Consider the following 21,791-nt stretch of genomic DNA (forward strand, 5'->3'; position numbering starts at 1 on the left):
TGACTGGCTAGGAAACCTGCGACTTTTTTTCGCGCCGTCGCTGGACCGACGAGGGAATTCTCATCGCTTCGCGGTATTTTGCCACTGTTCGGCGGGCGATGTCGATCCCTTCCTTTTGAAGCAGCTCGACAAGTTTGTCATCAGACAAAATCTTTTTCGGATCTTCCCCGTCTATCAATGACTTGATGCGATGACGAACAGATTCAGAAGAATGCGCATCTCCGCCATCCGCAGATGAAATTGCCGTGGTGAAAAAGTACTTCAACTCGTAAACGCCACGCGGGGTCGCCATAAACTTGCCATTGGTCACCCGTGAAACCGTGCTTTCATGCATGCCGATTGCTTCGGCGATATCGCGCAGGATCAACGGGCGCAAGTGCGACACGCCGTAATTGAAGAATCCATCCTGCTGACGCACGATCTCGCTTGCGACTTTCATGATCGTGGTAGCACGTTGATGCAGTGCCTTTACCAGCCAATTGGCGTTCTGAAGCTTCTCGCTAAGAAAACTTCGTTCCTCGCGATTACGCAGCCCCTGTCCTATCTTTACGGCGTAATCCTCGTTCACCAATACGCGCGGCAATGCATCGCTGTTCAGTTCAAGATGCCAGTTGCCGCTTCCGGCTGCGCGCATCAGAACATCGGGAATGACCGGCGTTGCCGGTTCCCCATCGGCGGTTCGCCCCGGACGCGGATCAAGGGTGCGAATTTCGGAAATCATGTCCGAAAGATCATCGGTATCCACGCCGCATATCCGGCGCAAGCGATCAAATTCACGACGCGCAAGCAAATCCAGATTAGCCAGCAACGCTGCCATCGCTGGATCAAACCGATTAAGCTCACGCAATTGCAGTTCGAGGCATTGGGCAAGGTCGCGGGCGAAGATGCCCACTGGCTCAAATCCCTGCATAACGGCAAGAACGCGCAATACATCGCTCATTTCGCATTCAAGTGCCTCGGCAACCTCTTCAAGCGGCCCGGCGACATAGCCATTTTCATCAAGCATATCGATCAGGTAGCTGCCAATCATGCGTGAAATGGCATCCGCAAACGCGATGTTAAGCTGATCATCAAGTGACTGACGAAGTGTCGCCTTGTCGGCAAGCGTCTGTTCCAGGCCAGGCAGATCTTCGCCGCTGCCTCCACCACCCGTTCCACCGCTATAGGGCGACGAATAATCATGGTTTCCGGCAACCGGGGCACCATCGGGAGTGATTTCACCTTCGCCGTTGTAAAGGGCATCTGGCGCACAATCGAGCGGACCGGAATCGCCGGTGCTCATGGTTTCACTTGACGTCAGGCGGTCGGTGCCAAAACGATCTTCTCGATCAGAAAAATCATCGCTGGTACGGGAATCGATACCCTGATCGCCATTCCCGACTGCCCCGTCACCTGTTTCGGCAAAGGTTTGCCCCGGATCTGCGCGTTCCAGCAGCGGATTTTCCAGCAATTCACTATCGATGAAATTGGAAAGTTCGATGTTGTTAAATTGCAGCAGTTTGATCGCCTGCTGCAACTGAGGCGTCATGACGAGAGACTGAGACTGACGAAGATCAAGCCGCGCCTTCAGGGCCATTATGAACTACCCCTCGTCAATCCGAACCCCCTAGAAACAAGGTGTGTGATCAAAGGCTGAAACGATCACCCAGATAAACCCTTCTGACATCGTCATTTCTGACGATTTCGTCAGGACCACCTTCCATCAAAACCCGACCGTCATGCAAGATATATGCCCGGTCAATGATGTCCAGAGTCTCGCGCACATTGTGGTCGGTAATCAAGACCCCAATGCCGCGATCTTTCAGATGACGTACAAGATCGCGAATATCACCGACCGCAATCGGGTCAATCCCAGCCAGCGGCTCGTCCAGCAGAACGAAGTTCGGATGGGCCGCAAGGGCACGTGCAATCTCGCAACGGCGGCGTTCCCCACCCGACAGGGCAAGGGCAGGAGTGCGGCGCAAATGCTCGATGGCAAATTCCGCCAGAAGATCTTCCAGGTTCTGTTCACGCTTGATCCGGTCATCTTCCACGACCTCCAGAACCGCCATGATGTTCTGTTCGACCGTCATCCCGCGGAAAATCGATGCTTCCTGCGGCAAATAACCGATTCCCATGCGTGCACGCTGATACATCGGCATCATGGTGATATCGCGCCCATCAAGCGAAATATTCCCCCGATCCGGAGAAATCAGACCCGTGATGATATAAAAACTGGTTGTCTTTCCGGCGCCATTTGGTCCCAGAAGGCCGACGGCTTCGCCGCGTTGTACCGACATCGACACGTCTTTAAGCACCGGTCGCTTCTTGAAGCTCTTGCCAAGATTGTGCGCAACCAGCCCCTTGTTGGCTGTCACCAGCCGAGGGCCCGTACCGGAGGATGCATTGCTGCCACTACCGGTCTTTGGTGCATGTGTGTTGTCGGATTTTCCGCTTTTGCGCGACCAGAACAAATTCCCGACCCTTCGTCAGTTGCCATTCCCGGATTGGCCCGGGCTGTTTTCGTCGTCTTTTTCCGGCACAAGCAAACCGCGAACGCGGCTTTTGCCATCGCCATTTCCGTTGGCGGTCAATCGGCTGACACCTGTATTCAGGTCGACAACAGCGCGATCCCCATTCAGCTGGTTCTCGCCGCGCGTGATCTTAACCGATCCGACAAGGGTTGCGATACCCGTTTTCGCATCATAAACGCCTTGATTGCCAACCACAAAATCGGTTGACGTTCGGATGGTAACATTTCCATCACCGTCAATGCGGCTCAGTTCGTTTTCGCCATTCTTGCCTGCTTCGAACCGTGCCGTCAGAACATCACCGCGAAGGGTACGATCATCGGCAACGGCAACCGCATTACCACGTGCAACCGCCATACGTTCGGTTTCCCAGTATTCAAGGCTTTCTTCAGCGGTCAGGGTTTCATTGGGTGTTTTGTATCGCAGATCTTTACCCGTCAAAACGACAACGGCATCGTCAATGTCATAGATCGCCTGATCACCGGTTGCGACATCGGTTTCTGAAGACAGTTTTACGTTGCCCGTGGCAATGATACGGTAAATCTCGCTTTGACCGTCACGATCCCGATAAAGGGCACGCAGTTCATCTGCGTCCACACGGGAATTGCCGCGTTTAGCCACAGCATTCCCTCGCGCAATCAGGACCTGCTCGTTACGACGCCATTCAATGCCGTTATCGGATTCGACCTCAAGCCCCCCGCTTCCACTTTGGGCAAGACCAAGTGGATCGGCATATGCCGCCACTGAGGGAACCATCAGCGCGCCCCCAAAAACTGTCGCCATCAAAAAACGGCGCACCGCAAAACGCGCAACTGCGATCATGATTTACCTTTCAAAGCACTATCGAAAATCACCAGACGAGCATTCCCCAAAAAGCGGATCACGGCACCCTTGTCCTCAAGCTCAAACCCGGTGTCAGATTTGATCGTCCCGAACGGTCCCTGTCCATCGACAGGTTCATTGCCTTTGGCACTGCCGCTATTCAATGCGATCTCGGCCTGCTCGGTATGAATTTCAAACCCCTGATCGTGATACATATTCACGGTCCCGACCAGATCAAGCAATTCATCGGACTCGGTATAAAAACCTTCATCCGCCGTAAGTGCAATCCACGAACCATCTTCAAGCGTTATATCAGCCTGTGGTGCATCAAGATGCACATGTGCCAGCCGCTCGCCGTTTTCCGGCTGCTCAACCGCGTCGTTGGCTGTGACAGTGAAGGGTTGCTTATTCCCATCCACGCCAAAAAAGCGCGGATTGCTCATGGTAACATTTTCCATCAAATCATCGGGTGTGGTCGAAAAGCCAAGTCGAAAACCGCTTTCCTGAACCTTCTCGATTTGTGGCCACAGCACAACAAGAGCAACAAGCGATGCCGCAATCAACGGCAGCACAATTTTCAGCATGTTAACGATCGAACGGCGAAACGGATTGATCCGCACGTCCCGCCGCCCGGACGGAAGACGATCGTTCATGCGCGCATTACGCGCGGCCCTCTCGATCTCGGCCTTCCGTTCTTCGCTCATGGATTACGCAACCCCCAAACGCAGAAGGTCATGAATATGCACAAGGCCAACCGGCTTGCCTTCATCATCAACGACAAACAAGGCCGTGATGCTGCGATCATTCATAATCGCAAGTGCCTCGACAGCCAGAACATCGGATTTGGTCGCCTTGGGATTGCGTGTCATCACATCACCGACCCGCATTGCCACCAGATTGTCTGCCATATGCCTGCGTAGATCACCATCCGTTACGATGCCGCTCATCAAGCCTGTATCGTCGAGCACACCGACACAGCCAAATGACTTGCCGGTCATGATGACCAATGCCTCGGACATCAGCGCATTTTCCCCAATCAGTGGAATATCCGCAACGTCATGCATAACGTCACTAACACGCAGCAATCGCTGCCCCAGTTTACCACCAGGGTGGAATGTGCGGAAATCATCGGCGCTGAAGCCACGACGCTCCATCAATGTCACAGCAAGCGCATCGGCAAAAGCCAGCATCGCTGTGGTCGACGTCGTCGGTGCCTGCTTGTTCGGGCAGGCTTCCGGGCTATTGGGCAGAATCAGCGGGTAATCACATTGAGCTGCCAGCGAACTTTCCGGACGCCGGGTCATACCGATCAACGGCACGTTAAAGCGGCGCGTATACGCGATGATATCTGACAGTTCTGGTGTTTCGCCTGAATTCGACAGGGCCAAGACGGCATCATTTTTGCCAATCATCCCCAAATCGCCATGGCTGGCTTCAGCCGGATGCACAAAGAAGGATGGCGTTCCTGTCGACGCAAAAGTTGCTGCGATCTTTTTGGCAATATGACCACTTTTACCCATGCCGGTTACGACAAGGCGGCCCGCAAGGCTCTCGATCAGATCGATTGCCTTGCAAAAATCGCCGTTTAAGGATTTTGCAAGATCACTGAGTGCATCGGCTTCAATTGCCAGAACTCGGCGGGCGACTTCAAGGTCTTTCTCCGATGCCGGTTCAGGCGTGTTTTGCGGTTTCGGGGTCACTGTCATCAGTTTCTTTATGCGTTTCCCGGCGGAACTAACTACGGGGAAAGATGGGCGGGATCATCTGCACTGGCAAGCGACAAAAGCAACGATCAGGTAATGATGTCGCAGGGATCATTCCTTTACGCCAAAGGCCGTTGACGCAGAATTAACAATGCAGGCTCACCAGAAAAAATTTCAACACACCAAAAAGGCAAATCAGTGGGCAAAAATGTCTGTCTCTTCCCAACCAGCAAGATCAAGTGTCGCCCGTGTCGGCAGGAAGTCAAAACAGGCCTGCGCCAGTTCCGTTCTTCCTTCGCGCGCCAAACGACGATCAAGCTCTTCCTTGGCCTTGTGCAGATACAGCACATCGGATGCGGCATATGCGATCTGTTCATCTGACAGATCAGAAGAACCCCAGTCAGAGCTCTGCTGTTGCTTGTCGAGGTTGATTCCAACCAGTTCCCTTACAAGGTCTTTTAAACCATGGCGGTCGGTGTAGGTGCGCACGAGTTTGGATGCAATCTTGGTGCAATAGACTGGTGCACACCGCACACCAAGATACTTGTCCATCACAGCAATATCGAACCGCCCAAAGTGAAACAGCTTCAAAACCGACGGATCGGACAAAAGCTTTTTAAGGTTGGGCGCTTCGTAGCTTTCTAAGTCAAACTTCACCAGATGAGCATCGCCATCACCCGCCGAAAGCTGGACCACACAAAGACGATCACGATGCGGATTAAGGCCCATGGTTTCACTGTCAATGGCAACGGTTTTGCCAAGATCAAGCCCGTCGGGCAAGTCTCCATGATGAAGGAAATTGGTCATCGCAATTCTCCAGAATGCTGGTTTGACGCTGTCTTAACACAGCATTACCAACGTCGCGATGCAAAAAGCCCTATATCCGAACGGAAAATAGGGCTTTTCAATCAAACAACTTTGGATGCCGGAAACCGGAGCGCAGCAACCGCACTTGCAATGGAGGTCCAAGCCAGTATAGCAGGCCAGTTAGAGAAAAGGCTTTGTGTAACTGAAAAAGGAAACAGGGACATAACCAGAACGCCAAGATACAAGCCACCCAACAAGCGGCTTTCGCGCGGGCCAAATAGGGTTTTAAGCCCCATAAAATACAGAAGGCCGATAAAAACAGTAAACGGAATTGTCCCGATCATCCCCGTATCAGACAACCATTCAACATAGAAATTATGAGGATGGGGATGGCAAGGAACGTTAGTCAACCCCGCTGCAGTGTAATCTTTACAAACGAGCGGATAATTTCCCATACCGCTACCCGTCAACGGATTCTCGGCAAAGAACCGAATCCCCAGAAAAACAAGCTGACCATATATTGAGTCGCTGTAATCCGAGACGACGCTCGCCAATGCTTCAACTCGCCCCCAAATCCGATCACTTGTGATAAGTAAAAGGATCAAGGCAATTGCTCCAACAAACGCCAACCCCAAAGAAACTTTGCGTGCTGCGCCACCAATAAGAAACAAGCTAAAAAGCGTTGTCATAATTGCCAACAAAGTCAGTACGCTTGCGGCACGCTCGCCGCTAAGAAACACAACGACCAGAAGCAATGGTGACAAGACGCATCCAATAATGAAGAGTTTCCTGGAAACCCCGTGAGCATAGAGCATCACAGCCATAGTCAACGCAGCAAATCCAAGCTTAGAAAGATACATGCCAATATTCGGCCGATCTAACGGGCCGGTAAGACGGCCACTCATAGCCTGACCGGTCAGAAGCGAGAAACCCGTGAAAAACTGATAAAGCGCATCACAAGCGGCAGTTCCAAGCGCAAATAAAAGGCCCGTGACAAACCATTTGATCGTACGCGCATCGGTTAGAATCCAACGGGTCACCGCAGCATAAAAGACAACAAATCTCAGCCAACTTAGCGAGCGCTCAAAACTCTTACCTATATGTTCGGCAAAAGGTGAGATAACCAAATTCATCAGGACAAATATGATCAAAAGGATAAGAATATCCTTCTCACGGGTCCAAGACCATTTTTTTTCCAACAATGATCGCGCTAAGAAAATCAGAGCGATCAAGACAACCGAGATATCTGCAGCTGCCCTTGTAAATAATAGAAAGATAGGAATACAAAACAGCAAAAAACTAGCGACAACATGCATTTTTTTATCAAGCGAATTCATTTGTTTAATAACTCACTTCTCTTCAACACGACGAATATTCGGCAATTCGTAGAAAATATTCCTATAATACATCAGAGATTCTGGAGCTGGATCAACGAAGCCGATTTTCCCCATCACATAGCGTGTCAAAACCGGAATAGCAGCGAAAGGAGCATCATCCTTGCGCGCTTTTTTGACTGCAGAAATGCATTTCTGATAAATCCTTATACGTAAATCCGAAGACAACTCAGAATGTGCCTGCAAAAAGTTCAGATAAACTAGAAAACGATCATGATTCAGTTGCAAAGTATTTTGTGAAATATGGCTTCCCATATCGGGAACCATTGTCACAGTCATATCGGCATCAACAATACGTCGAGCTTTCGACGCCAGTCGCAGTGCCAGTGACTCATCCTGAACAAAAACAGTTTCATCACATCCTTCAGCCCTTTGAAACAATTCCTGCGTCACCAGCCAAGTCATACGCACCATGCCGCGCCCTAATATCCGATCAAGTGGATCATTGTGGATTGTAAAGCTGAAATTCTCACCAATCGGCTCGGCAATAACATCTTCAATCGGTGCGTTAGTCTTCCGCCCCCGTCCGTGCACCATATCGGCACCCTGCTGTTTCGCGAGTGACAGCATAGTTTTAAGCGCGTCCGGTGCAAGAATCTCGTCGCAATCAAATAGCGCGAGATATTTGCCCTTTGCTTCCGCCGCCCCCTGATTAAGTCGAATGGATGGTCCTGCATTGACTTCGTTGTTAATCACACGAACAAAGTCATGCGATCCGGCATATTCGTTCAGTATTTCCAACGAATTGTCAGTCGATACGTCGTCAATAAAAATAACTTCAAAGGAAACATCACCGGTTTGAGCCAACAGGGACTCGAAAAAATAAGGAAGCACAGAAGCCTTGTTATAAACCGGTAGAACGAAACTAACGTCAGGTCGCATCATATCCAAGGCTCTTTTTTGAAGTGGTTTTCGCTTGTAACCAGTAATCCCCGTTACAGAAAGACAAAAGCTGCGAAATTCATCCTACAACGACAATACCCCAGCACATCGTCCATGTGCTGGGGTATGGTGCCCAGGAGAAGACTCGAACTTCCACGACCTTGCGGCCACTGGCACCTGAAGCCAGCGCGTCTACCAATTCCGCCACCTGGGCATAGGGGCTTGTGGTATTTGCCCGACGGAACCCGCCGGAACGGGGCGCAATATACGCTGCCAAACTTCAGTGTCAACAACCTTTTTGAGGGTTTTGCAAAACGCGTCTTTGAAAATCGCCCACCGTCGCAAGACATAAGGAAAATCTTGATTTTCCCGCTCATCCGCGATCACGCCGAATGGTCGAACAAGTATCTGAGAACCCCGTTCAAACGGTTCCGCCCCTGATCGGTCGTGCGCAATCCGGCCTGATCGCAAATCAGATCGCCCGACGCAATCAGGGTTTCAAGACGTTCTGAATCCAATGCCTCGCGCGGGGTTTTGCCAATAATCCGCTCGAAGCGTCCCACCGGAATGGGTTCATTCAGGCGCAGCCCCATCATCACCATTTCAATAAGGCGTTCATCCGCAACCAAAGCGGTTTCTTCCTGCGTGCCGTGTCCCTGCTTTTCCACACGATCAAGCCAGATTTCCGGCGCACGATGACGGCGCACCGCCATTGGTTTAGTGCTACCATCTGGCTGAATGACGGCTTCGCGGCCATGTGCACCCGGACCAATGCCGAGATAATCGCCATAGCGCCAGTATACGAGGTTATGGCGGCTTTCCTGCCCGGGTCGGGCATGGTTGGAAACCTCGTAACAACCATAACCGGCGGCTTTGGTTTCTTCCTGGGTGATTTCATAAAGATCGGTCGCAAGGTCTTCATCGGGTACAACGAGATCACCGCGCTGATGCAAGGTATGGAACTGCGTTCCCGGTTCGATCGTCAACTGATAAAGCGAAATATGACCGCGCGCGATCTCAAGTGCTTCGCGCAGCTCATGACGCCAGGCTCTCGGATCATGTTCGGGCCGGGCATAAATCAGATCGAACGAAAACCGGTCAAACACATTCGCCGCAACATCAAGAGCACGCATGGCTTCAGCCGCATTGTGCACACGCCCCAGAAATTTAAGATCGCGGTCATTGAGCGCCTGAATGCCAATTGAGACCCGGTTGATGCCATTGGAAGCAAAAGACGAGAACCGATTGATTTCAACCGTACCCGGATTGGCTTCAAGCGTGATTTCGATGTCATCGGTTACCGGCCAGAAGGTTTTGATATCGGCGATCAGGGCCCCTGCGGTTTCCGGATCCATCAGCGACGGTGTCCCACCACCAAAGAATACCGATCCGACCGTGCGGCCGGGATGACGCGCAGCACCTGCGGCAAGTTCCGCACGCAATGCCGCCCTCCAGCGCGCATGATCAACCTTGTCAGCAACATGACTATTGAAATCGCAATAGGGACATTTCGACAGGCAAAACGGCCAATGGATATAGATGCCAAACGGGACAGCTTCTGCGGTTGCTAGGGACACGCGGTTCTCGATCTTCGACTGCGGGAAAGACGGATAAAGTAACACGCACCACCGATAGTTACATCAGCGATGCGTGCATAGGTTCGATGCAGGCAGTTGGCCGCCTAAAATCCTTAATCGAAGCAAGCCTTGACCAGCTGGCGAAACGCATCCGCGCGATGGCTCATTGCATGTTTCTGTGCCGGGTCCATTTCCCCAAAGGTCTGCTCATAACCTTTTGGCTGGAAAATCGGATCATAGCCAAAACCGTGACGGCCACGTTTGGGCCAAACGATTTCACCTTCAACACGACCTTCAAAATTCTCCACATGACCGTCTGGCCAAGCCAGAGACAAGGCGCAGATAAAGGCCGCCCGGCGGTCAGGATGGTTCCCGATCCCGTTCTGGACCTTTTCCATCGCCATATCAAAATCCTTGTCCGGCCCGGCCCAGCGCGCTGAATAAATGCCCGGCGCCCCATCAAGGGCGGAAACCGCCATGCCGCTATCATCAGACAGGGCTGGCAGATTGGCGGCCTTTGTTGCCGCCAACGACTTCAACTGTGCATTGCCAATAAAACTGTTTTCGGTTTCTTCGGGTTCGGGAAGATTCAAATCGCCTGCTGAAACCACTTCGATCCCGAACGGATCAAGCAGTTCGGCAATCTCCTTGATCTTGCCTTTGTTGTGGCTGGCAATAACGAGTTTTTTTTCCGTAAAGCGACGGGCCATGATGCTGCCTAGAGATATTCGGGTCGTTAAGACGAAGACGGTTGAAAACCACAAAAACAATATCGGGCGAACCATATCCAGGCTCGCCCGAATAAATTCTTAGATGCCAATCGCTGCTCGCTGTTTGGCAAACAGTTCCTTGCAGCCTTTTTCCGCCAGTTCAAACATCTTGTCATAAGCAGAACGATCAAACGGCACATCTTCCGCGGTCGCCTGAACCTCAACAATGCCGCCACTGCCCGCCAGAACAAAGTTCGCATCCGCACCCGCATTGCTGTCTTCGGCATAATCAAGATCAAGAACCGCTTCACCCTGATAAATACCGCACGAAATTGCGGCAACCGGCTGAGTCAACGGGATTTCCTTGATCAGGCCAAGACGGCGTACGCCCTGAAACGCCAGATGGGCGGCAACATAGGCACCCGTGATTGATGCGGTGCGTGTTCCGCCATCAGCCTGGATAACGTCGCAATCAAGGCGCATCTGCATTTCACCCATGCCCTTAAGGTCAGCGACCGCACGGATCGAACGCCCGATCAGGCGCTGGATTTCCTGGGTCCGACCCGACTGGCCACCGCGTGCGGCCTCGCGCTGCATGCGGCTGTCGGTTGCACGCGGCAGCATGCCATATTCTGCAGTGATCCAACCCTTGCCGGAATTACGCATCCAGCCTGGCACCTTGTCCTCGACCGTCGCGGTACAAATCACATGGGTATCGCCAAATTTAATCAGGCAGGAGCCCTCTGCATATTTGGAAACACCTGTCTCAATGGAAACGTCGCGAAGCTGATCGAAATTACGGCCGGATGGACGCATGGGGTCTGAACCTCTTTGTTCTGGGTCGGATCAACCTGCATGGCTGATCAACGATGGCTGAAATTGCGGCCAAAGCTACTGAGCATCGTATCAAAGGTCCAGCAGTTTCCCCGAAAATAACGGCAAAATCCCAGCAACACTATGCCTCAGATCCACGCGCAAAAACCATAAATGGCACTCGATTCGCGACGAATTCAAAGATTTGGCAGGACTAACTTCCTGATTGATACCATCGTTTGCCCGTCCTCCGGCTATCACCAATCTGCCAGCTTCATTGACGCCTGCCCGCCACCTCACTAAATTCCACGCAACACATTTGGTTTTGACAGGTTTAACATGGCGCTGTTTGACGACACATTGCTGGGCGACATGAACGCGCGATCCCGCGAAGTCTTTCGCCAGATCGTAGATGCCTATGTCGAAACCGGCGAACCGATCGGATCACGATCCATCGCGCGCCGCATGTCAGAAAACCTCTCGGCGGCGACCATCCGCAATGTCATGTCCGATCTTGAGGAAATGGGGCTTCTGGTTGCCCCCCATATTTCGGCCGGTCGATTGCCAAGCGAGAAAGGCCTGCGTCTTTTCGTCAATGCGCTGATGGAAGTCGGTGATCTACCAAATGCCGAGCGCGATCAATTGACTAAAAATTGCGAGCAGGCCGGATATTCCCTTGATCAGATGCTGGGCGAGGCCACAAGTATGCTTTCGGGGCTGTCACGCTGTGCAGGGCTTGTGGTTGCACCGAAAACCGATGGCATCCGTTTAAAACAGATTGAATTTGTTGCGCTTTCGCCGGGCAAGGTCCTTGCGGTTCTGGTTTCGCAGACCGGTAATGTTGAAAATCGTATCCTTGATGTTCCGCCCGATTTGCCGACCTCGGCATTGACAGAAGCATCGAACTATCTAAATACCCGGTTGGCCGGAAAGACACTTGATGACGCCCGGCAATTGATGAGTTTGGAACGCGACCGCATCAAACAGGAACTCGACGAATTGTCGGCTGGACTGATTGATGCCGGACTTGCGACATGGGCCGGCGGGGTCAAGGGTTCGTCCCTGATCGTAAAGGGCCAGTCGCAATTGCTTGAAAATATCGACACGATCGAACAGCTCGAAACCGTAAGAAGGCTGTTCAACGTGCTCGAAGCACGCGATCAGATGATTGAATTGCTTGATGTCACCACGATTGCCCAAGGTGTGCAGATTTTCATCGGGTCCGAGAACAAATTGTTCGGCGGATCGGGGCTTTCGATGGTGATTTCGCCCTATCAGAATGCCGAAGGCAGCATTGTGGGCGCAATCGGGGTTGTCGGGCCGACCCGGATCAATTATGCCCGGATCATTCCGCTGGTCGATTACACCGCCAAGCTGGTCGGGCGACTGATTGGATAAACGTTGGCGCTGCGTGTCAGGCCACACAAATTGAAGGTACAGGTTAGCCATGTCGGAAACCGCAAAGAACAACCAGGACGATCTGCATGATGCCGCGTCGGCAGAAGAAACTGCCGCAGAGGATGTCGTCTCAGAAGCAACCGAAGCCGAAGGTGGCGAAGCCACCACAGATCCGGTTGCAGCACTTGAAGCAGAAGTTGCTGAGTTGAAAGACCGCCTATTGCGCGCCGCCGCCGAGGTGGAAAACACGCGCCGTCGCGCGAAGAAAGACGTCGAGGACGCCGGGAACTATGCGATTACCAAATTTGCCCGCGAACTGCTTGATGTAGGTGACAACCTCCGCCGCGCCCTTGAGGCTGCTGGCGACACGTCCAATGCCGACCCGACGATGAAAAAGCTGGTTGAAGGCGTTGAAATGACCGAACAGACGCTTCTTAAGGCACTGGAAAAGAACGGCGTTGAAAAGCTTGAACCGCTTGGGGAAAAACTTGACCCCAATCATCATCAAGCCGTGTTTGAAATGCCAAATCCTGCTTATCCAGACGGCCATGTCGCCCAGGTAATGCAGGCCGGTTACGTGCTCAAAGGTCGCCTTTTGCGCCCGGCAATGGTCGGGGTCACCAAAAACCCCGCCGGTCAGGAAGCCGCAAAAAACGACGAACCTGGCAGCAATGTTGACACCTCTGCCTGATAGCGCTGGCTGATTGCCGGTCGGGAATCCGCAAACCGGTTTTGAAAGATCAAATATTTAAACGGCCCTGCCATTTTCACGGCGGGCCGTTTTATTTTGTCCATTTCGGGTCTAATCTGGCCTGCTTGCAACAATGACATCGGAACACGCCATGCCGCTTCGTCCTGACATTATCAATATTCTGCGCGATGAAGCCGCAACGATTGTTATCTTGACCGGGGCCGGTATTTCGAAGGAAAGCGGCCTGCATACCTTCCGCGACCCCGATGGGATCTGGGCAAAATATGACATTTCCGAAGTCGCAACGCCTGAGGCATTCATCAACAATCCCGATCTTGTACATCACTTTTACAATGACAGACGCGCAGGGCTGCTTGACCCTGCAATACAGCCAAACAAGGCGCATATTGCCCTTGCCCGGCTCGAAACCAAGTGGCCAAGCGACGTTCTGCTGGTAACCCAGAATATCGACGATCTCCATGACCGCGCCGGATCAAAAAACCTTATCCATATGCATGGCGAATTGCTGAAAATCCGCTGCAATCATTGCGGGCTTCTGACGGTCTGGTCTGCCCCACTGGGACGAGACACTCCCTGTACCTCCTGCACCAAAACCGGCGGCCTACGCCCACACGTTGTCTGGTTCGGGGAAATGCCGCTTGAAATGGAACGCATTTATGCTGCTCTTGCCAAATGTGGCCTATTCATTTCAATCGGCACATCAGGGAACGTTTATCCGGCTGCCGGGTTCGTCCAAATCGCCAGTAAAGAATCTGGTGCAGAAACGGTCGAGATCAACCTGGAACCAGGTTCCGGGGCGTCCTTGTTTGATCACAGTTCATATGGCCGGGCGACTGAATTGGTTCCGGCACTGGTCGACAGCCTATTGATGGATCAAGTCTGACAACTATTAACTATCGCACAGCGCCTTGAAGTTGCGTTCGCCTTCGGGGCTGAAAATCACCACACGCGACTCCTTACTTCGCTGTGCCCAGCCCAGATCATAAAACCGGTCCAGTAACGCAGCACCAAACGACCCTGCCAAATGAGATTGTCGGGCGCTCCAATCCAGGCATTCCCGGCAAAGCGGCCTGCGGCTGGTACGCAGTTCATTCAGATTAATCCCGAACGCCTCGGCGAAATCTGCACCGGCATCTGTCAAAGCCACGCCATTATGATCTGTCGAAATCAGTTTGCGGGCCTCAAGCCCCGAAAACAGGGCAACCCCCATTTCTCCGGCCAAATGATCATAGCAAACACGTGCCTTGCGCAATGCCGGGTCCTTCGGCCCGGTTCGGACCCGATTATGTCCGACCCGACTGGCAATCCCCATCAGGACTTCCAATGCCTCGACAATATCGGGGCCCGAAAGCGTAAAATAACGATGCCGCCCCTGCTTTCGCGGGATGACGATCTGACCAGCCTCCAGCTTTGCCAGATGTGAACTCGCCGTTTGCGGCGTCACACCAGCCTCCTGTGCCAGCTCTGCAGCGGTCAGCGCGCGGCCACTCATCAGAGCGGTCAGCATGTTTGCGCGAGCCGGATCGCCAAGCAATGTAGCCACGCGGGCAATATCGGGTCCTTCTTTCATAGTTCGATGTTAATCGAAGCATTGGTCGCCAGCAATCGGTTATTTGTTCAGAATTGCCCCTGCCCCGGAGATCCGAATGACATCGTCCAAAATATCGCTACCCCTTGAAATCGGTTTGCTGGCTGTGCTCGCCCTGCTTTGGGGGTCGTCGTATCTGTTCATCAAAATCGCGCTGACCGATATCCCACCAATTACCCTGATCGCAATCAGGGTTGGCATCGCATCGCTGTTTCTTCTCGTCGTCATGTGCTGCCGTAGCGAACGTTTTCCGCGCGATGGCAAGGTTATCGGCACATTGCTGATCCAGTCGGTTTTCAACAGCCTCGGCGCATGGACAATACTTGCTTGGGGACAGCAACATGTCGAAAGCGGCCTTGCCAGTGTGCTTAATTCAACATCACCGGTTTTTGTTTTCCTGATCACGACCCTTCTGACACGGCATGAACGGGTTGACCGGTTTCGTCTTGCCGGAGCGTGCCTTGGCGTTGCTGGTGTGGTTCTGATTGTCGGCCCTGGTGTGATTATCGGACTAGGGCAGCATGTTGGCGGGCAGCTTGCCGTTCTGGCCGGAGCGATCCTCTATGCCGGAGCAGCAATCTATGGCAAGCGCTTCAACGCCCTGCCCGCAACCGTTAGCGCCGCCGCAACCATGATCTGGGCCAGCATCTTTCTGATCCCGGCCAGTCTGGTGCTGGATCGACCCTGGAACTTGACACCGTCAACGTCCGCCATTCTTGCAACGCTTGCCCTGTCGGTTTTTTGCACGGCAATCGCTTTGCTGATCTATTTCAGGCTGTTACGCACGCTTGGCTCAATGGGTGTTGCCAGTCAAAGCTACCTGCGTGCCGGGATCGGCGTCGTGCTTGGCAGCCTGTTACTTGGCGAAACCATAAGTTCCCCGGTTCTTGCTGGAATCCTCTGCACGCTTGTCGGCGTCGCAATCATCAATCTGCCGCGCGCATTCTGGCGACAGTCACCCTTTCCTAAATCATAAAATGGTCTCCCAATAAGGATATAAAGCCAATGATCACGTGTTTCATCCGCTATGAAATCGACCCTTATAAGAAGAATGCTTTTGTGGAATATGCGCGTAACTGGGGCGAGGCAATTCCACGATGCGGTGCTGATCTGGTCGGCTATTTCGCGCCTCATGAAGGAACAATATCGACCGCTTACGCAGTTTATCATTTGCCGGATCTGGCAGCATATGAAGCCTATCGCGCCCGCCTGTCACAAGACCCACTGGGGCGTGAAAACTATCAGTTCGCCCAACGTGAAAAATTCATCCTGCGCGAAGAACGCCAGTTTTTCAAAATCGCCTCTACCCCGCATGCGGAACTGGTCAAGCCATGATTGCCGTCATTTTCGAAGTCCTGCCTCACCCGCAACATCGTAACGAATATTTCTCGATCGCAAAGGACCTCCGGCCGGTACTTGAAACAATCGACGGCTTCATTTCCATCGAACGGTTCGAAAGCCTTAACGAGCCGGGCAAAGTTCTGTCTCTTTCTTTCTGGCGCGATGAAAAAGCCGTCATGGCATGGCGCAATGTCGGTGAACACCGCATTGCACAGAACAAAGGTCGTAACCGGATTTTCGACGATTATCGTCTGCGGGTCGCCCATGTCATGCGTGATTATGGAATGCATGAACGGGCCGAAACACCCGATGATTCCCGCAAGCAACACGACGACAGTTCATAACGGATAAACAGGTTTTCCGAAGAAAGGCTAAACTTTCGCCGTTGCAGCCTTGCGATTTCCATCGCTTTCATCATCTTCGGCGGGCACAACCGAAACCGGTTTTGCCCCGCCTCTGTAATCCAGCAAGGCAACCGCCAGCACGACAATCGCCGCCCCGACAAAAATCACCGGCACCGGAAGCATGTCAAAGAAGATCAGATCCATTGCTACAGAAAACGGCAAGGCCGTATAGGCTGCTGGCGAAATGACACTGGCATCCGCAACCCGAACAGCCCGCAGAACCATGTAGTTGGTCAGCATGGCAAAGAAACCTGCACCCGCAGAATAAAGCCAGTCAGAGAAGGCCGCCGGTTGCCACATGATGACGGCAACCGGCACCCAGATCACAATGGCGACAATCTGGGGCCAGAACAGCATGGAGAAATTCGTCTCGGTCCGGGTCAGAACCTTGGCATAAAGCGTTTGTGCGGAAAAACAGAACGCCCCGATCAGGGCTGCGGCAACCCCCAATGGAACGCCAAATCCGTCCATTTTGGGAACGCACATTACCCAAACGCCAACAAGTCCAAGAAGGGTTGCGATCACTTTACGTGCCGTCAACTGCTCGCCAAGAATCACAACGGCAAGCATCACGGTCAGCAAGGCCTCGATGAACAGATAGGCATTTACCTCGGCAATACTCATCTGGCGAAGGGCAAAGAACACAAAAAACAGCGATCCGTACCAAAGAACGCCGCGCGCCAGATGCGCATAAGGTCGCTTGGTCCGGATCGACCTGGTGCCAATAAACATCAGGATGATCACGAACACAGCCACCGTCGTCACTGCACGCATCGCGAGAATTTGTGCCGTCGACACATCATGGGATACCAGCTTGGCACAGACATCGACAAAAACGCCCGATGCCATCGCCGCCGTCATCCACAAAACGCCGCGAAAATTGCCGCTGAGGCGCAAAAGCGTCCCGGTCATCACCTGATCATGATCTCTGGAATTAAAGTGGGTTTCCGACAGCGGGGAGACTGCTGCGGGGTGGCGCAAGGAGACTATCTATCGATCAGCCGGAAACCCTTTTCATTCAGCAGTGTGCCCGCAAAAATTGAAAAATGCGAATGAGGAGTTTTCAGCCATTGATGAGAATTTTTTGCCCCAAACCACATTCAGGCCTGTTACACAGGAATAAACTCTAAAACCCTGTCCCACGGAAATGTTCGATGCGCCGCAAACTGCCCCCCTTACGCGCGCTTGTCGCTTTTGAAGCCACCGCCCGCCATCAAAGTGTGAAGGCGGCGGCTGAAGAATTGCATGTCACCCAAAGTGCGATCAGCCATCAATTGCGTCAGCTTGAAGAATGTCTTGGCGTTGTCCTGTTTGTTCGCAAGGGACGCGGGCTCAGCCTGACCAAATCGGCAACCCGTCTGCTCCCGCGCCTGACAGAAGCCCTTGATGGCATTGCCGATATCACCGGCGAAGTCGGGCCCGACAAGGGCAAGGCGATCCGTATAGGCGCATTGGCAACCCCTGCCTTGACCGTTCTGTTAAACGAGCTTGGTGACCTGCAGGCCCGTATGCCTGCCGATATTCCCGTTCAGTTTCGCAAGATCGAATTTGATGATGATCTTGATCCACTTGAAATCGACATCGCCCTTCAGATCGCACCAAAAGATTTGCCGGGGCTTGATGGCTGGATCACCGAACTTCTGACTCCCGAAATTTACAATGCTTTTGCTGCGCCTGAATGGCTCGAAAAGCGCGGACTTGATCCCTGCAATATCGATGTCGGTTCACTTGGATCGCGCGATATCCTGCTGATCGACAGCGACAGCGAACAATTTTCGCAGATTGCCAACTGGTTTGATCGCGCCACCTTTTCACTCGATGATTGCTGGACCTTCAGCCATCATATCTGGGCACTCGAAGCAGCCCGTGCTGGACAAGGCATTGTTGCCAGCACCGATGTGATCGCCCGCAACTTTGTGGAACGCGGGGAACTGGTCTTGCTTAATTTCCCCGATTTCGTATCGCACTGGTGGTATCGCCTGCTGATCCGCCCTGCCCGTGAAAAAGACCCGGCCGTCATCGCCGCCGCCAACTGGATCCGCGAACTGATCAATCCACATACGGCGTCGCTGAAAGGCAAAATGCTTAAAAAATGATCTGCCAGACAGAATTCACCTAATCTGTATTTCTAATACGACCAAATCATTGGCTGGATATTGAACAGAACGGAAGCTATGGAAAAAATACTGGTAACAGGCGGCGCCGGATATATCGGATCTCATATATGCCTGAAATTGCAAGAAAGTGGCTATCTGCCGGTGGTTCTTGACAATTTGTCGAACGGTCACCGTGATGCTATTTCTGGTGATATCCCATTTGTTCATGCAGATATTCGTAATCGCACCGCTCTTGACGATACCTTTAAAAAATTCCAACCAACTGCCGTCATTCATATGGCTGCCCTGATTGAGGCAGGTCTTTCGATGCAGGAACCAGCCAGCTTTTACGAGGTGAATACGACCGGCTCATTTAATCTGCTTGAAGCGATGCGTCATCATGAGTGTCGGCAGATCGTTTTCTCATCAACTGCCGCCATATACGGTAACACCAATCTCGACATGCTTGACGAGACTTTACCGGCTCAGCCTGAAAATCCCTACGGCCGCTCAAAGGCGATGGTTGAAACAATGATCGCTGACTATTGCGCGTTATATGGTTTTCGTTCCATTGCTCTGCGTTATTTTAATGCCGCGGGTGCGGACCCTTCAAGGCGAACCGGTGAAAGACATGATCCGGAAACTCACCTCATTCCGCTTGCGCTATTGGCGGCGGCCGGGCGAAGAGACGGTTTAAAAATATTCGGCAATGACTATGACACGCCGGATGGAACCTGCATTCGCGACTACGTTCACGTTGATGACTTGGCAACGGCCCACGTCAAGGCACTTGAGCATATAACAGGCAAAACAAAACCATTTTTTGATTGCGTCAATATTGGGACGGGCAAAGGCTGTTCTGTACGTGAAATATTGATGCTTTGCAGAGAAGTTACGGGTATCGAGTTCCCGATATCTGACGCGGCACGCCGCCCGGGCGACCCCGTAAAACTGATTGCCAATCCGGCGAAAGCGAATTCACTATTAAACTGGAAGCCGAAATATACAGACCCACGTGAAACGATTGCTCATGCTTGGGCCTATTATTGTTCTAACCCTCGAAAGTCTGAATGAACACAAATTGGTAACCTGTTCATGTGATATACGATTTTAATATCTAGAACTTTTTTGTAATTGACGAGACGGAGCGGAAATCGGCTCCATGCATTATGGACCAGAGGGGATACTGGTTGAATGCGTTCTGTAATTGGGGGGAAATTACGTGCATAAGGTTTCTGTGATCGTTTCGACCTATAATTGGCCCGAAGCGCTTGAGATGGTCTTGCAGTCGTTAATCGACCAGAAAGACAGGAACTTCGAGGTGATCGTCGCAGATGACGGGTCCGGCCCGGAGACGGCAAATACCATTATCCGCATGCAGAAAAAATCACCCGTGCCGATCAAACATTTCTGGCAAGAAGATATGGGCTATCGCCTGTCACGTGTCCGCAATGGTGCAATCAAAATCGCAGAGGGCGATATTGTTGTTTTCACCGATGGTGACTGTTGTCTTCTTCCTGATTTTGTCTCAAACCACCGAAAAGTTGCCGAACCAGGCTGCTTCGTGACCGGCAAGCGCGTTTTTCTTAAACGTCGCTTCACTGAATTCGTTATGAAAAAGCGCTTTTCATTTCACAAATGGCCTCGCATCCTTTTGTTCATGCTGGGTCTGATGGGACAATGCAATCGCCCCTTCCAGTTTGCCCCTCTCCCGCAAAACAAGAAAAGCCTTTGGGCGCATCAGAAATGCTGGAAAAAGGCACAAGGGTGCAATATTGCCGCCTTTCGAAATGACATTCTGGCAATCGGCGGTTTTGACGAAGCCTATGAGGGACATGGTCTCGAAGATTCCGATTTCGTGCTGCGCATGATCCGATCTGGCGTGAAACGCAAAAGCGTCGAATACTGCTCACCCGTTCTGCATCTGTATCACGGACGCTCCATAGGGCAACGTCACGCCAACAAATCAAACAACGGTATGTATTTTAAAGAGCTAGAAGCAGACCCGAGCCGCTTCCAACCGAGACAGAGTGAACTTATTCCAATCGCCGCTTCAGCATAAAATAGTCCAGTTATCTGCGGGGCTTGGAACAACGCCAATTTCAAGATAAAAGGACCACCTGATTTTTGCATCCTCGATAGATTTCGAGTGTTTGTGCGTTGTGATAGCCCCGGCAACGGGGCACAGCCTTATCAAAAAGCGAAAGGGATTTTCCCCAAATGGATCTCAGCAAGATTGCCGTTGGCAAAGATGTTCCCTGGGACGTTAACGTCGTCATCGAAATCCCGCAGGGCGGACCGATCAAGTACGAAGTCGACAAAGACTCTGGTGCTGTCTTCGTTGACCGCTTCCTCCATACCTCGATGTATTATCCGGTAAATTACGGTTTCATCCCCAACACCCTTGGCCTGGATGGTGATCCGGTCGATGCCATGGTCATGTTCCGTGAACCGGTTGTTGCTGGCTCGGTCATTCGCGCCCGTCCGGTCGGTGTTCTGATGATGGAAGACGAGGCCGGGCAGGATGAGAAACTGATCTGCGTGCCGCACGACAAGATCGATCCGTACTATACCGATATCAAATCCCACGAAGATCTTCCGCAGATTCTGCGCGATCAGATCCAGCATTTCTTCGAGCGTTACAAAGACCTCGAAAAAGGCAAATGGGTAAAAGTCACCGGTTGGGGAGGCGCTGAGAAAGCCGCTAAACTGATCGAAGAAGGTGTAGCCCGTCTCGGCAAATAAGCCGATTTATGTGCGATGGCTTTCTAACGCCCCGCCCGGATTCCGGCGCGGGGCGTTGTCATTTTAACATGACGCCAAAAAACATACATAATCTCAATTCGCTCGGGACTATTGGACAAAGGATTTGTTCCGTGCAGGCGAAGCACGCCTGACGTAGGCATTAAGCCTTCCGCACCTTTCCAAAGATATTTTTGGTTACCTGCGAAACCTGACAGTCTGCATTCCCGTATCAACTTTGCGTGCAATCATTGTAGCTGATACGGCATTGCCACAAATTCACCTTTGTTGT

At 52.2% G+C, this 21,791-nt stretch carries 23 protein-coding genes and 1 tRNA gene; 10 read left to right on the forward strand and 14 right to left on the reverse strand.

Translation table 11 applies throughout. The features are described 5' to 3' along the window. Positions 1-7: 7 nt before the first annotated feature. The 12 genes from rpoN to rph form a co-directional block, all read right to left on the reverse strand. Positions 8-1,576 (reverse strand): RNA polymerase factor sigma-54, encoded by a 1,569-nt coding sequence (gene rpoN / locus BC440_RS12580; RefSeq protein ID WP_063092314.1) that lies wholly within the window; start codon positions 1,574-1,576, stop codon positions 8-10. 49 nt (positions 1,577-1,625) lie between these two features. Then, positions 1,626-2,357 (reverse strand): LPS export ABC transporter ATP-binding protein, encoded by a 732-nt coding sequence (gene lptB, locus BC440_RS12585; RefSeq protein ID WP_246832234.1) that lies wholly within the window; start codon positions 2,355-2,357, stop codon positions 1,626-1,628. Between the two features lie 111 nt (positions 2,358-2,468). Further along, positions 2,469-3,266: an LptA/OstA family protein gene (locus BC440_RS12590; protein ID WP_223304920.1), complete on the reverse strand. Its 798-nt coding sequence runs from the start codon at positions 3,264-3,266 to the stop codon at positions 2,469-2,471. Between the two features lie 62 nt (positions 3,267-3,328). After that, positions 3,329-4,036, reverse strand: coding sequence for an LPS export ABC transporter periplasmic protein LptC (gene lptC, locus BC440_RS12595; RefSeq protein WP_063092312.1), 708 nt, complete (start codon positions 4,034-4,036; stop codon positions 3,329-3,331). A gap of 3 nt (positions 4,037-4,039) precedes the next feature. Next, the gene (locus tag BC440_RS12600; protein ID WP_063092311.1) at positions 4,040-5,038 is read right to left on the reverse strand and encodes a KpsF/GutQ family sugar-phosphate isomerase; all 999 of its coding nucleotides are present in this window, start codon (positions 5,036-5,038) and stop codon (positions 4,040-4,042) included. Positions 5,039-5,230: 192 nt separating this feature from the next. Further along, on the reverse strand, positions 5,231-5,842 hold the full coding sequence (locus BC440_RS12605) for a ribonuclease D (protein ID WP_063092310.1): 612 nt from the start codon (positions 5,840-5,842) through the stop codon (positions 5,231-5,233). Positions 5,843-5,943: 101 nt separating this feature from the next. Then, positions 5,944-7,179: an O-antigen ligase family protein gene (locus tag BC440_RS12610; RefSeq protein WP_063092309.1), complete on the reverse strand. Its 1,236-nt coding sequence runs from the start codon at positions 7,177-7,179 to the stop codon at positions 5,944-5,946. Positions 7,180-7,191: 12 nt separating this feature from the next. Further along, on the reverse strand, positions 7,192-8,121 hold the full coding sequence (locus BC440_RS12615; RefSeq protein WP_223304921.1) for a glycosyltransferase family 2 protein: 930 nt from the start codon (positions 8,119-8,121) through the stop codon (positions 7,192-7,194). Positions 8,122-8,245: 124 nt separating this feature from the next. Continuing rightward, positions 8,246-8,332, reverse strand: a tRNA-Leu gene (locus BC440_RS12620). Between the two features lie 169 nt (positions 8,333-8,501). After that, positions 8,502-9,695, reverse strand: coding sequence for a radical SAM family heme chaperone HemW (gene hemW, locus BC440_RS12625; RefSeq protein ID WP_063092308.1), 1,194 nt, complete (start codon positions 9,693-9,695; stop codon positions 8,502-8,504). Between the two features lie 113 nt (positions 9,696-9,808). Continuing rightward, positions 9,809-10,405 (reverse strand): RdgB/HAM1 family non-canonical purine NTP pyrophosphatase, encoded by a 597-nt coding sequence (gene rdgB, locus BC440_RS12630; RefSeq protein ID WP_063092307.1) that lies wholly within the window; start codon positions 10,403-10,405, stop codon positions 9,809-9,811. Between the two features lie 99 nt (positions 10,406-10,504). Then, positions 10,505-11,221 (reverse strand): ribonuclease PH, encoded by a 717-nt coding sequence (rph, locus tag BC440_RS12635; RefSeq protein ID WP_063092306.1) that lies wholly within the window; start codon positions 11,219-11,221, stop codon positions 10,505-10,507. A gap of 336 nt (positions 11,222-11,557) precedes the next feature. On the opposite strand from rph, the gene hrcA reads away from it, so the two are divergent. From hrcA to BC440_RS12650, 3 genes are all read left to right on the forward strand, one after another. After that, positions 11,558-12,616, forward strand: a complete 1,059-nt coding sequence (hrcA, locus tag BC440_RS12640) for a heat-inducible transcriptional repressor HrcA (RefSeq protein ID WP_062950135.1) — start codon at positions 11,558-11,560, stop codon at positions 12,614-12,616. Between the two features lie 49 nt (positions 12,617-12,665). Next, the gene (gene grpE, locus BC440_RS12645; protein ID WP_007088560.1) at positions 12,666-13,307 is read left to right on the forward strand and encodes a nucleotide exchange factor GrpE; all 642 of its coding nucleotides are present in this window, start codon (positions 12,666-12,668) and stop codon (positions 13,305-13,307) included. 151 nt (positions 13,308-13,458) lie between these two features. After that, on the forward strand, positions 13,459-14,211 hold the full coding sequence (locus tag BC440_RS12650) for an NAD-dependent deacylase (RefSeq protein WP_063092305.1): 753 nt from the start codon (positions 13,459-13,461) through the stop codon (positions 14,209-14,211). 6 nt (positions 14,212-14,217) lie between these two features. On the opposite strand, the gene BC440_RS12655 is transcribed toward BC440_RS12650, so the two are convergent. Then, the gene (locus BC440_RS12655; RefSeq protein ID WP_063092304.1) at positions 14,218-14,898 is read right to left on the reverse strand and encodes a winged helix-turn-helix domain-containing protein; all 681 of its coding nucleotides are present in this window, start codon (positions 14,896-14,898) and stop codon (positions 14,218-14,220) included. 76 nt (positions 14,899-14,974) lie between these two features. Between BC440_RS12655 and BC440_RS12660 the strand changes: the two genes are divergently transcribed. From BC440_RS12660 to BC440_RS12670, 3 genes are read left to right on the forward strand one after another with little or no spacing between them, the layout of a single operon-like run. Next, positions 14,975-15,892 carry an EamA family transporter gene (locus BC440_RS12660; RefSeq protein ID WP_063092303.1) on the forward strand — a complete coding sequence of 306 codons (918 nt, stop codon included), beginning with the start codon at positions 14,975-14,977 and terminating at the stop codon, positions 15,890-15,892. 29 nt (positions 15,893-15,921) lie between these two features. After that, positions 15,922-16,251: an NIPSNAP family protein gene (locus BC440_RS12665; RefSeq protein WP_007088556.1), complete on the forward strand. Its 330-nt coding sequence runs from the start codon at positions 15,922-15,924 to the stop codon at positions 16,249-16,251. Further along, complete coding sequence (locus BC440_RS12670) at positions 16,248-16,601, forward strand: antibiotic biosynthesis monooxygenase (protein ID WP_063092302.1); 354 nt, start codon at positions 16,248-16,250, stop codon at positions 16,599-16,601. The genes BC440_RS12665 and BC440_RS12670 overlap by 4 nt, the downstream gene beginning before the upstream one ends. Before the next feature lie 27 nt (positions 16,602-16,628). On the opposite strand, the gene BC440_RS12675 is transcribed toward BC440_RS12670, so the two are convergent. Beyond that, positions 16,629-17,573 carry a DMT family transporter gene (locus BC440_RS12675; RefSeq protein WP_063092301.1) on the reverse strand — a complete coding sequence of 315 codons (945 nt, stop codon included), beginning with the start codon at positions 17,571-17,573 and terminating at the stop codon, positions 16,629-16,631. A gap of 242 nt (positions 17,574-17,815) precedes the next feature. Here BC440_RS12675 and BC440_RS12680 point away from each other — a divergent pair, with 242 nt between their 5' ends. The 4 genes from BC440_RS12680 (at position 17,816) to ppa (ending at position 21,502) form a co-directional block, all read left to right on the forward strand. Next, complete coding sequence (locus tag BC440_RS12680; protein ID WP_063092300.1) at positions 17,816-18,757, forward strand: LysR family transcriptional regulator; 942 nt, start codon at positions 17,816-17,818, stop codon at positions 18,755-18,757. A gap of 78 nt (positions 18,758-18,835) precedes the next feature. After that, positions 18,836-19,831 (forward strand): UDP-glucose 4-epimerase GalE, encoded by a 996-nt coding sequence (galE, locus tag BC440_RS12685; RefSeq protein WP_063092299.1) that lies wholly within the window; start codon positions 18,836-18,838, stop codon positions 19,829-19,831. A 148-nt stretch (positions 19,832-19,979) separates the two neighbouring features. Beyond that, positions 19,980-20,819 (forward strand): glycosyltransferase family 2 protein, encoded by an 840-nt coding sequence (locus tag BC440_RS12690; RefSeq protein ID WP_063092298.1) that lies wholly within the window; start codon positions 19,980-19,982, stop codon positions 20,817-20,819. Positions 20,820-20,977: 158 nt separating this feature from the next. Continuing rightward, entirely contained in the window at positions 20,978-21,502 is a 525-nt protein-coding gene (gene ppa / locus BC440_RS12695; protein WP_063092297.1) for an inorganic diphosphatase, read from the forward strand. The last annotated feature ends 289 nt before the right edge of the window (positions 21,503-21,791 follow it).

It is taken from the genome of Thalassospira sp. MIT1004, from assembly GCF_001858545.1.
GTDB lineage: Bacteria > Pseudomonadota > Alphaproteobacteria > Rhodospirillales > Thalassospiraceae > Thalassospira > Thalassospira xiamenensis.